Annotated in this window: 7 protein-coding genes; all 7 read right to left on the bottom strand. The window is 34.6% G+C overall.

Annotation, left to right across the window (positions count from 1 at the left end; all coding sequences use genetic code 11):
- Window positions 1–978: a virulence RhuM family protein gene (locus P178_RS0112815; RefSeq protein WP_027066591.1), complete on the bottom strand. Its 978-nt coding sequence runs from the start codon at window positions 976–978 to the stop codon at window positions 1–3.
- Between the two features lies 1 nt (window position 979).
- Complete coding sequence (locus tag P178_RS0112810) at window positions 980–3,604, bottom strand: AAA family ATPase (RefSeq protein WP_027066590.1); 2,625 nt, start codon at window positions 3,602–3,604, stop codon at window positions 980–982.
- 3 nt (window positions 3,605–3,607) lie between these two features.
- Window positions 3,608–6,313, bottom strand: a complete 2,706-nt coding sequence (locus tag P178_RS0112805) for a DNA methyltransferase (RefSeq protein ID WP_027066589.1) — start codon at window positions 6,311–6,313, stop codon at window positions 3,608–3,610.
- Entirely contained in the window at window positions 6,313–6,519 is a 207-nt protein-coding gene (locus tag P178_RS0112800; protein WP_027066588.1) for a helix-turn-helix domain-containing protein, read from the bottom strand. Before P178_RS0112800 ends, P178_RS0112805 begins: the two co-directional genes overlap by 1 nt.
- A 1,329-nt stretch (window positions 6,520–7,848) precedes the next feature.
- Complete coding sequence (locus tag P178_RS21985) at window positions 7,849–8,514, bottom strand: recombinase family protein (protein ID WP_081819445.1); 666 nt, start codon at window positions 8,512–8,514, stop codon at window positions 7,849–7,851.
- A gap of 462 nt (window positions 8,515–8,976) precedes the next feature.
- Entirely contained in the window at window positions 8,977–10,542 is a 1,566-nt protein-coding gene (locus tag P178_RS0112785; protein WP_027066586.1) for a trypsin-like serine protease, read from the bottom strand.
- A 17-nt stretch (window positions 10,543–10,559) separates the two neighbouring features.
- Window positions 10,560–10,967: a hypothetical protein gene (locus P178_RS0112780; protein WP_155941641.1), complete on the bottom strand. Its 408-nt coding sequence runs from the start codon at window positions 10,965–10,967 to the stop codon at window positions 10,560–10,562.
- Window positions 10,968–11,586: the final 619 nt, after the last annotated feature.

The following is an 11,586-nucleotide window of genomic DNA, read 5'->3' as shown; positions in this document are numbered from 1 at the left end:
CTATTTCTTTAATTTTTTAGGAGTAGAATCTATCTGCTTTATGAAATCCTTTTCTGCTTTTGAAAGGTCATTTTTGGTCTGCTCTTTATATTTTTCATACTCTTTATGAGCCTTATCTAAGGCTTTTTGGTGGCTGATGCTTCCTGCATTGGTTAAGATGTCATTTCCTGTCATTGTTAGAAAGTCATCTAAACGGTTTATCCAATCTTTCATATACATTGGCTTTCTGTTCAGGGCTTGTAGTTCTGCCAATTCCAAATAAGCGGTTACCATTCTGTTGAGCACGTCTAATTCTTTTTCGTTCAGATAGTTTTTGGCAACTTCAGTTTCTTTTTTGATTGGCTTTTCGCCTTTAAAATTGGTTAAACCTAAATTGGGTTTGCTGGCATCAATACGCTTGTAAATGGTTTCCGCAGCCGTTTGTCCGTGTGCAGCCCAATGCATTTTATTTTGTACCGTTTTAAAAAACAAAATGGATTCTTCGGCTTTTCCGTCATAATCAATGCTGGTTGCATAAATGTCGAGTACTTTACGCCAAAATACTTTTTCAGATGAACGTATATCCCTGATACGGGCCAACAGTTCATCAAAGTAATTGCCTCCGCCTGCTTCTTTTAGCAATTCATCATTCATTGCAAAGCCCTTTACAATGTACTCTCGTAAACGTTGTGTTGCCCAAATACGGAATTGTGTACCTCTGTGCGATTTTACTCGATAGCCTACCGATATGATAACATCAAGATTGTAGAACTTTACAGGCTTGTCTGAACCACTAATGTGCAAATTTTGCACATTGCTTTTTTCTTCCAATTCACCTTCTTTGAAAATATTACCGATATGCTTGGTAATTACGCTTCTATCTCTTTGGAAAAGCTCCGCCATTTGCTCCTGATTCAACCAAACGGTTTCATTTTCTAATCGGGTTTGGATTTTAGTTTGTCCATCCTCTGTGTTATATATGATTATTTCTGAACTCATTTTACTTTCTTCTTCGTTTTTCGATTTCTTTTTTGTACTCTTCTAAAACTTTCAAGTCAGCAAGAAACTCATCAGAGTCAGGCATCTCTTCAATCAAAGTTCCTGCTGTATCGTGTCCCGTAAAGTAAGTAGAGCATTTACTCATATTGGCATCAACTAATTTGTAATCATCATCTGTTAAGTCAATAATTTTTGATAACCGTTTTGTTTGAACTGCTCTACCAAAACGTTGAATTGCACCATTTAAAAAGACTTCCTCTATAAAGCGTTCCCAAGTTTCTCGCAGCTTACCATAGAGATTTTTAGCACGTTCTTTATATACTTCCTCTGTTTCAGTTCTTTCAATTTTCTCTAGTTGTTGGTACTCATTTTTCAAAATACCAATACGTTTACTAACAGATAAAGCATCCCAAGGCGGGTTAGTGGCTACTATTCCTGTTTCTATTGGCTTCCTTGTAAGGCTCTTTATAACTAAAACACAATTTAGGCTCTCCGAGTGTTCTTGAATCATTAGAAGAAAGGTAATATCGTGTGTAAAAACTATTACTTGTCTTTCAAGTGCCTCCTCTGTAATTCTTTTTGATATTTTATTTCGCCATTTATGGTCAAGTGAAGAAACTGGGTCATCAAAAATAATTGCACTTTTATGTTCTGAAATTGATAACTCAGACAAGAATGTAGCTAAAGAGATACATCTATGTTCTCCCTCGCTTAAAATGTCTTTTAAAGCAACATTATTAGAGTTGTCTTCATCGAGTTTTAAATAATGATATTGTTTTCCTCTTTGTCCTTTTGTTTCAGTTTTTATTTTTATGTTTTTAAAACCGAGTTTTTTTAATTCCGATTTAAAATTTTGCTTAAGATTTTGATTTACATAATGTGTTGTAAGTTCATTGCTTAATGTGGTTATTGCTCTAGTATTGCATTTGCTGATGCATTGATTAAGCAAGTCAACTTTTTTTTGTCTATAAATTTCACGACCTAATTTTGGTTTATGTTCGTGAATTTTCTTCTCACCATTTAATTGATTTAGTTCTTTTAATAAAGGCTTTAAATCATCGTCAATTGATTGAACTTTCAATTTTTCATTTACTTCTAATAAGGAATTTTTTAAATCTTGAATTAAAGTCTTTGGCGTGTTGTCAACCTCAATTGCATTAATGTTTTCAATGGTTTTCATTGAATTAAATAATCCAACTATATACTCCTTTTGCTGTGAAAGTAAGTTTAAGTAATCTACTTGCTTTTCCGAATAGTTTTCAATTAGTTCATTTAATTCAAGAGAAATAGGGACTTGTTCTTCAAAGTTAAAATCAAGTCTTTTCAAATTTTCTATTGCTAAATCATACTTTTCTTTAGCTTCGTCAAATGTTTTTTGAATATCATTTTTTACAAAATCTTCAAATTTTGTAAACCTTTCTCGTGCCTGTTCTTCTAAACCTTGAAGACAAAGTGGACAATTACTATTATCTGACACATTTGGAAAACTTTCTGTTTGGGTGCTTTCGTTGTAAAATTTTCTTGCACTTTCCCATAAAATTTTCCAAGCATTATTTCCAACACCTTGTATTGGTAAATCTGAAAATGCTGTATTTGAGGATTCCTCTAGTGCTTTTTTAGCTGTACAAAAATCATTTAAAATCAGCTTAAGATTGTTTAGATATTGACCTGTTAAGTTATTCTCTAAATTTTGATATTTATTTATCAAAATTTCAAATCGATTGATTTTCTCCTCGTTAGCTTTTAAGTTTTTATTCGGGTCAGCTGCTTTTAATTTATCTATCTCCTTAACAAGAGTTTCAACTCTTTCGCTTTTTGTAGCATTCCATTTTGATTCAGCTCTTAATTCATCTAAAGTTGAGTTTGCATTTAGGTTGTCAAGAAATAATTTTGCGGTTGTTTCTACTGGAACTTCTAACAGTTCGTAGTTAAACTTTTGCATTGATGGACTGGAAAGCTCTAGGGTTAATTGTGCTTCAACATTTTTTACAGCTTCTGCCAATTTTTCCACAATAGATAAACCTTGAGGTATAAAAGCTATTTCATCTTCACCCTCAATGTAATGGTTTGCACTAAATGTGTCGAATACATCAATTTTTTTTAAAGTGTTTTCACTTACTTTTTCATTGATAAGATTGACAGTTGTGAAGTTTATTCCATCAGAAGTATATTCGACATCTGCTTTTTTATCATTTCCTGCACTAGTTGGGTCATATAAATTGGCATTTATTTTAGGTTTCAGACCTCTCGTGTTACAAGAATGCTTTAAAATACTTACGTAACTAGATTTTCCTGAACCATTATCTCCATAAACAATAGTTAGTCCATTTGGTGCAAACTCTAATTCACTTGACTTAGATAAAGCATTTATGTTATCTATGTTAGTGATTTTGGAAAGTAGGATATTATCATCATTTGCAGAGCTATCGGCAAAATCTCTTAAATCATCAAAATCAACGGCATCAAACTCAAAATCAGAAAGCCCAAAATCAACCTTACAAATTTCCTTTAATTCAGAAATGTCGGTTTCAGAAAGTTGACTGTTTCTAATTAAACGGTCAACAGCTACTTGCCAAAAGGAAGGCTTGTTTGCTACCCAATCTATTATGTCATTCAGTATTGGCATATCTTATTTTTTGACGGTCTTTTTTCTTGATTTCTTCTGCTTCGCAAACAGCGTATCCTTCTGTACCATTTCTTCATATTGCTTAAACAAATACTCTAAGCGCTCGGTATCGTTTTTAAAAGGTTGCAAACGGTAACATTGCTCTATGGCAGTATCGAGTGCTTGATGCGCTTGTAGCAAACCTTTGGGCATTGTGGTTGGGTTGTACAAAGTTGCCATTGTTTTGCTCGGGTGTTTGGCTCGCTCATCCAAAATATCAAAGACATATTGATTAAGGTTCTCCTTTTGTTTGGGGGTGATTTCTGGAAAGGGGAAGGTGTTGTAGCACAATTGAGCTGAATACCTATAATCCGTTTTTAATTTTCCACTAATTGCCCTTACCCAAACCATATGCATTCTTGAATGAATTAACCCAAAAATCCAAGGCTCTGCATCATAAACAATATTGGTAGCATCCGATACGATAGTGACACTATTGAGATAAGCTAATGGAATATACGTTCTACTTTCTGATGAAACACGGGGAACAATAATCCCATCTGTTTCTCGGTAAGAAATCTGCCTAAAACGAAAATCATATTTAGCATAATCTCTTGTTGATTTTGCTTTGCTTTCTAAGCGAAATTTGTAAAGCTTAATTGTTCTTTCTTTTATAAGAGGGATTTCCTTCGCTACTTTCTCGTCTTTTGGCTCTATCCATAAACAATATCTAGAATGCCCATTTAAAAAATCCCCTGCACTAGTATATTCTTTAATGTATTTTTTACTGCTGGGATATTTCGAAATTAACTCCTCAGCCTCTTGCTTACTTAAAATCAAATTACCATCATCAGCTGGTTTATTTCCCATAACTAATGGTGGAAATCCTTTAGGCGGTTTTGATTTTGGGAGTACAATCACGTTTGTATTTTTAATTAGATATGGACCGATACTTTTTACCGTTTCAACATAATTGTTTTCAAATAGTAGTATCCTATCGACTTTTGAATGCGAAATGCCAATTATGGCTACTGTAACACCTGCATTTCCTTTGGCATTATTTGTCCATTTAAATGATTTTACTGCAAAATGTATGAATACGTCCAATGCAAATATTTTGCTCCACAAAATCGGTACTTGCACTCCTTGTGTTATAGAGTTTGTTGTAACAAATGCTGCTTTTGAACTTGTGTTGGATATATAGTTTGCAGCGAGCAAAAACCAAGTACCTATATAATCAAGTCGATTAAGATTATCGGTTTTGAAGATTCTATGCATATCTTCACGCTGTTCATCTGAATGTAAGTTGCTTCCCAAATAAGGCGGATTTCCAATTACATACACTTCGTCCTTATCCGTAATTGGACAAACTTCTTTCCAATTTCTTCTAGTGGCATTTCCTTGTTGTATTTGTCCTGCTTCTTTGAGTGGTAAAATCGGCTTGCTTTTACCGTAATCAAAAAGCATTTCTTCAAAAACACGGTTCATTTGGTGTTCTGCTAACCAAAGCGAAAGAATTGCCATTTCGTGGGCAAAGTCGTCTATCTCAATGCCGTAAAACTGTGAGAGATTTACAGAAGTCCATTTAAAGGTGGGGTTGGGTTCTAAATCGGTGATTTTTTGCAAAATCTTAATTTCCAACAAACGAATTTCCTTGTAGGTAATAATCAAGAAATTTCCACTACCACAGGCTGGGTCAAAGAATTTTATTTTAGAAATGCGTTGAATCAATGCATTGAGCTGTTTTACGGTTGTTGCATTTTCAAACTCCTCATACAATTCGTCTAAAAAGAGCGGTTTAATGAGTTTCAGAATGTTTTCTACCGAGGTATAGTGCATTCCCAAATCACTGCGGTAATCTTTGTCAACCACCGCCTGTATCATAGAGCCAAAAATGTCTGGATTGATGTCTTTCCAGTTCAAATCGCCCAATTCAATTAAAATTTGTCTGGCTTTCTTATTGAATTTAGGTGAACTTATTTTTTGCCCAAATAAGCCACCATTTACATATGGGAATTTGGCTAAAAAGTCTGGATAATCTTTACCACTTTTACTGTCTAAACGGTCAAATAATTCATCTAAAAATGTATGGGTGTCCTTTCCGTTTTCTGCGGTGTGTTGAGCCAATGTATTTGTAAAAATACTGTCCTGCTCAAATATTTCTGTGTCTTCAGCAAAAAAGCAAAACAACAATCGAGACAAGAAGATATTGAGGTTGTGAACGCTCTGTTTTGAATTGTAGATGTTTGGATTTTCCTCAATCAACAAATCGTACAAAGAAGCCATTTTATAAGAAGCGTTTCTATCGGCTTCATTGTTATTGCTTGCATTATAAACCTCACTGCCTGCCAACGGAAAAAAGAAGTCGAAATAGTTTGGTAGCTCCTTTACTTTGATATCTAGGTTTTTGCCTTTTTGAAGGTCTTTGGCAACTATTTGTTTATAGTCGGTAACAATTGCAAATCTTGGTTTGTGTTTTAAGATTCGCTCTTCTTTTGTAATGGTGTCAATACTGCTAAACAGTTTGTCAGTCGCTTCAACTTTGAAAAAGATTTTGTTCTTGTAAAGTATTTCGCCATCTACATTGGATAAGTTGTAATCTCCTTTTTTTAGTCGAGTTACAGAAGTTTTTGAAATGCCGTAGGCAACCAACAAGTCAAAGACAAATTCATCTTTCGAGAAGTTGTCAATCAGGTTCTGAACGCTATGTTGTATTTCATTTGATTTCATTAGTTGTCTTGTTCAGGTTTGTTAGAAACTAGCAATTCTTTAATGTCTACATTTAGGATTTCTGCAATCTTGTATAGGTCGTCTATGCTTGGTTGTCTTTTGTTTTGAGCATAAGAGTGAACCATATTGTAGCTCTTTCCCAATTGCTCAGCTAACCAAATTTGCTTAATTCCTTTCCTATCCAAAACCTCTTTAATTCGGTTCATTTTGAATCTTTTTATTCATTCCATCAATATAGAAAAGTTTTTATGAATACTCACTTAATGAGTATAAAAATTATCACTTTGTTTGGGTATCGGTGGGGAAGGCCAAGCTCTTTTGGTTTTTTAGCTTTGGATTTGCGTGTCGTCAAAAACCAAATATGCTTGACTGTACGGTGGCTTTTTTTTAGCTTACAGGTAACTTACCGGCTAAGCTTAGTACAGTGGCATAGAAACATCTCGTTTCCGTCCAGTTCCGAATAGCTTTTGGTTATGTTGTGTATTTCTCAAGGTAAATATTTTCTAAAGTTCGTAATAATCTATTCTTCGATTCTCTTTGTAATTCGAAGAAACCTTTAATTATTGCTTTGTCTATAGTTGCAACCATAACTATTAAAATCCCTATCCCAATTGCAAAATTTTTATAAAGTTCGAGAAATTGGTCGATGTCTTTGCTGTAGTTAGCCTGTCCACTTAGAAAACCTCCAAAAAGAACACTAACCAATATTATTAGCGAATTCCATAAAAAATTGAATCTGTATTTATTCTGACTGTGATATTTAACGGTGTCGATTAAAAAAAGTAAATTGTCTTTTTTTAGTAAATCTTTATTGTCCAATATTTTTGTAAGCTCTTTCTTTCGGATTTTAAGAATTGTTTTTGCGTCCCAACGCTTTTTTTTTGAGTGCGTAACTATAATACTTTTCAATAACTTTTTGCGTAGCATATTGGTTAAGCGCTGAGGACAAAATTGCTGTAATAAATATTGGTATTAAGAGTAATAAATAATATACATTTCGTTCTGGTATTGATTTTTAAATCAGTATTCCAAAAAGTAATATGGCTATTAAAACTGGAAGAACGGAAAGTATTTTTGCTGTTCTACTGTATCTATTAAAGATTAGGACACGATTTGATAGCACTTTATTTAAAAATAAAATTTCTTCTATATATTTCACTTAGCAATAATTATTTTTTTGGAACCATTGAAAACAAAGTAAGGATATAGATAATATAATCTATATGTCCTTTATGTCAGTAATTTAATCAAAACCCTTGTGCTATCAACAATTGCTAATATTAAGCGGTATAATATCCGATTGTAAACGATTCCGATTATAATACATAGTCCTTGTATATGAATTTTTAGCTTCTTTTTTGATTCAACCACAAGGTGTCCTATCTCTTGACCGTATCCATAAATATGGAATAATTCCAAAATATGGATGATATGTTATTATTAGAGTTACCACTAAATGTCCTAGCTTATGATTTCAGCAAACTGATTGCAAATTATAGCTTTTTGCTCATTCTTTTTACTGATTTCTGTAATCATCACCGTATTTTCAAATGTCGTTTGCAATATGCATCTTCCATTTCCTGCTCTTGATCCCAAAACACGACTCCACATTCTTTGCAGTTTCGTCTACCCTGGATCGCAAGATATTTATATAAGGTGGGTTTGGATTTTATCCCCACCAATTTCATAATATCAACAATAGGTAATTTGTTCTCTTGGTAATATGATGCGGCCAACATCGCCTTTTGCTTTGCTTCTTTCCCAAGTCCCTTTTTACGCCCTAGTTGTATTCCCCTTCTTCTAGCGCTTTTAAGACCGGCCGTTGTGCGCTCAATAATAATGTCCCTTTCTAATTGGGCCACGGCCCCGAACAATGTAATTATAAATTTACCGTGTGCGGATGTCGTATCTATGAACGGGTCATTGATACTTTTGAACTTAACGCCAAGCTTTTCAAATTGTTCTACCAATTTTAATAGGTGGGAAATACTTCTGGCTATTCGGTCCAGTTTCCAAACGATAACCGTATCTCCTTCTCGAAGTTTAGAGATCATCAAATCTAGATCGTGGCGCTCGGCCTTGGCACCTGAAGAAACATCCCGGTAGATGTTTTTCTCGGTGACACCTTCTTTTAAAAGGGCGTCGATCTGTAAGCCGGGGTTTTGGGTCTTAGTACTGACCCTTACATAACCAAATAGCATAATGAGTATAATTATAGCTCTAAAAATAAACTAATAAATTATACCGATAAAATGAACCGCTATTTATTTGAAATGTTTAAAGAATAAAAAAGTTCAATAAAACGGTCGTTTGTTTATACTTTTTTAGTTCCGTAAAACGTGAATTACCAGAACTTTTAAAAAGAACGACAAATGGAACTGGATAAGGATTTGTTTGACGCGAATATCGATAGTCCCATAAAACGGCCGTTTTATGGGACCCAGAATTCTGCACTTATCTTCAAATAACTAATGAAAATAAACAATTTGTCATACCCATATAATCGATTTCTAAAATCCATTTGAAATTCTGCCCAGATAAATCCATATCTGAAATTGCTATGCAATATATTCTAGCGAATCTTAAACCAATAAGATTGTTTCAGCTTTCCCTACTTGTCCATTAGGTAAATGTAAATTTCTTAAGGTTTTAATAGTATAAATTTATTCCTTGATTATTTTGTGGGTTTCCTTTATCTTATCCGAAACAATTTCCAGTATGTACAACCCTTTTTTAAGAGCTGTTATATCTAAATCAAACTTCTCGTTATTAAAAGTTCCCTTACCATTCATAACCTCAATGTTGTTTAAATCAATAAGTTGGTAGCCAAAAACATCACTATTCCCAATTTCCGCTGATTTAAAGTCTCCAAATGTGGCACTCTCCTTGGAGATAGTAATTGTTGTACTTGCGGGATTAGGACTTATACGATAATAACCGTATCGCCCAGGTATTGGTCCTGTAAAGAAAGCTGAAACTTGACCAGTACCACAGGTATTCTGATTTCTCACCTCAATACGGATACTATTCTCCGTATAATAAAATGTTGTTGTTCTTCCAGTAGTTGTACGTGAAAAAGAATTGTTAACATACCAATCATAAGGGCTATTACCGCTACCACCGTTTATGGTCACATCAATATAGTTGCTACTTGAACTGTATATACTAATGGACATCGGTGTTTGTCCCTCAACCTGATTTACGTTTAAACGTTCCGTAAATGTGGATCCATTGTTGGAAGTTGCCCTTAACCACCCACTTCCAGATGTTGATGCATTAGATGCCCTTATTATAGCAGAAGTATTGTTTTGTGATACTATTTGTATGTTTCCCGATGCAGTCCATGTTATATTTCCGGTTCCATTCTGCAAAGTATACGTGCTGTTGGTATTACAGACCAAATTATTCCCAGTGATATCAGGTAATTGTAAATTGTTACTTATCCAGCCCCTATAATTGAACAGTCTTGTATATATGGTCGGTTTATTATCTTTTGGAGATTCGCCCCAGCTGCTACAACCAGTAAGAAATCGTTGACTGCTTTTTAGAACGGTTGCCGGCCCTCCGCTATCCCCTCGGGACACGCCTGAATTTACCAACCTTAACGCAAACATATTATTTGAAACAGTAACGTTTCCAGTATTAAGGTTGTTCGCAGAGTTATTAGATATAATGGGCATATCCAGTGTCTGCAAAATATTTGATGGAGTAGTTGCGGTTCCATCCAAAGTATTTCCCCATCCGGTCACCCTAGCCATTCCCCCGGGCAGTGCATCAAAAGCGCTATCAGTTAGTTGAATTGGCAATACGTCGTTGTTATAGTTAAGCGGAGCGGTAATCCTAATAAGGGCAACATCGTTTTCTTGGGTTGCCGGATTGTAATTGGGATGCCTAATAATCTGCGCCACATTTCTATATTGTCCGGTAATGAGGTCATTTCGTTGTGTTATCCCTGCGGATATCGTTATTTCATTTACTCCGATTACATTACCCGTGTTGAAATTTGTTATACAATGGGCTGCGGTCAATATCCATTCCGGAGTTAAGATAGAACCCCCGCAAATATGTTGATTTCGTGCAGCCAATATATGGTATGTACCTGATCCTCGCATTGATATTTGCCAAGGATTCTGGTCTATTGTAGTATTATTGCCTCCAATTATACGCTGTTGGGCATAAGTAGCCGCAAACATTAAGGACATCAGGATTAGTAGGAATTTTTTTTTCATAGTTTTTATATTTATGACTATTCTTCGAGAAGGGTGAAACCTTTGTAATCGTTCGTCACAAGTCCATGCGCTCCAGTAAGACACGATATTAATTTTCCTGTTATTTCAACATCTGAACCTTCATCTGACTTAATTTTTTTTACTGGGAAAATCCTTATGGTCTTTTCTCCATTGATTTCGAACAACGAGGGCAGATGTGTTTCAGCATCCACTTCATAATAGGTCTTGATACCGTTGAAGAAAGGCTGACCATCTTCCACAACTCTTACTTTTGCCGGAATGGCTTCGGTCAGCTCAATAAGTATGTCAGGCTCTATACATAGAGCATTAAGGTCGACATCTTCATTTTCTTGACCATTGGAACAGGACATCATCATTGAGATGCAAAGAAAAATCATCGTTTTGATCAATACTTTTGATTTCATAAAGATAAATTTAGTTAATATTAATTAAAGTAGGAAAATACTTAGATTAAAGTCGATAAACAGTTCATCCGACAAAGATTTCTTTTAAGATGTGGAAAAGTCGAAAGAGTTGCTTAGTCTCCGACGCTTTATGACTCTGTTTCATGTGTTTTTATACAAGAATCGACCCCTATCCAATCTGCCTGCTGAAGATTTAATTTCCTTTACTCCTTTATTTCTTTTATCTCCGGTATGGTATCCGTTTTTCATTAGGCTTTCGTCTTTGGGCATAAAAGAGGAATATGACAGTTTAAAAGAAGCGTTTGGGAGCCGTTCTGTAATGTCATCTCAGCATATCAATTTGCACTTGGAATATGATTTCAAGAGAAAAAGCAAGGAATACCACTTTGATATGGACAGAATGGAATCATTGATAATCCCTTGATTTTATCACTAATGAACATTTCATCCCAATTTTGGATGAAGGCCAAGTAGAAATTTTGATAGTTCTCTAAAAAGGAACCTTTTACGGCACTACAATTTATCTCTGACGTTCAAATAAACCTGTTTCCATTTAATTAGACGAGTATGTTTAATCCCAGGTTTATTTAGAATTAGATAAATCTAAGATTATAATTTA

Origin of the sequence: Maribacter sp. Hel_I_7, from assembly GCF_000688315.1 — a bacterium.
Lineage (GTDB): Bacteria > Bacteroidota > Bacteroidia > Flavobacteriales > Flavobacteriaceae > Maribacter > Maribacter stanieri.
This window is presented reverse-complemented; position numbering and strand designations above follow the sequence as displayed.

What these genes read in the sequence shown, in the direction of transcription:
- P178_RS0112815 (WP_027066591.1), bottom strand. Translation starts at nt 978, where the DNA reads ATGAGTTCAGAAATAATCATATATAACACAGAGGATGGACAAACTAAA.
- P178_RS0112810 (WP_027066590.1), bottom strand. Translation starts at nt 3,604, where the DNA reads ATGCCAATACTGAATGACATAATAGATTGGGTAGCAAACAAGCCTTCC.
- P178_RS0112805 (WP_027066589.1), bottom strand. Translation starts at nt 6,313, where the DNA reads ATGAAATCAAATGAAATACAACATAGCGTTCAGAACCTGATTGACAAC.
- P178_RS0112800 (WP_027066588.1), bottom strand. Translation starts at nt 6,519, where the DNA reads ATGAACCGAATTAAAGAGGTTTTGGATAGGAAAGGAATTAAGCAAATT.
- P178_RS21985 (WP_081819445.1), bottom strand. Translation starts at nt 8,514, where the DNA reads ATGCTATTTGGTTATGTAAGGGTCAGTACTAAGACCCAAAACCCCGGC.
- P178_RS0112785 (WP_027066586.1), bottom strand. Translation starts at nt 10,542, where the DNA reads ATGAAAAAAAAATTCCTACTAATCCTGATGTCCTTAATGTTTGCGGCT.
- P178_RS0112780 (WP_155941641.1), bottom strand. Translation starts at nt 10,967, where the DNA reads ATGAAATCAAAAGTATTGATCAAAACGATGATTTTTCTTTGCATCTCA.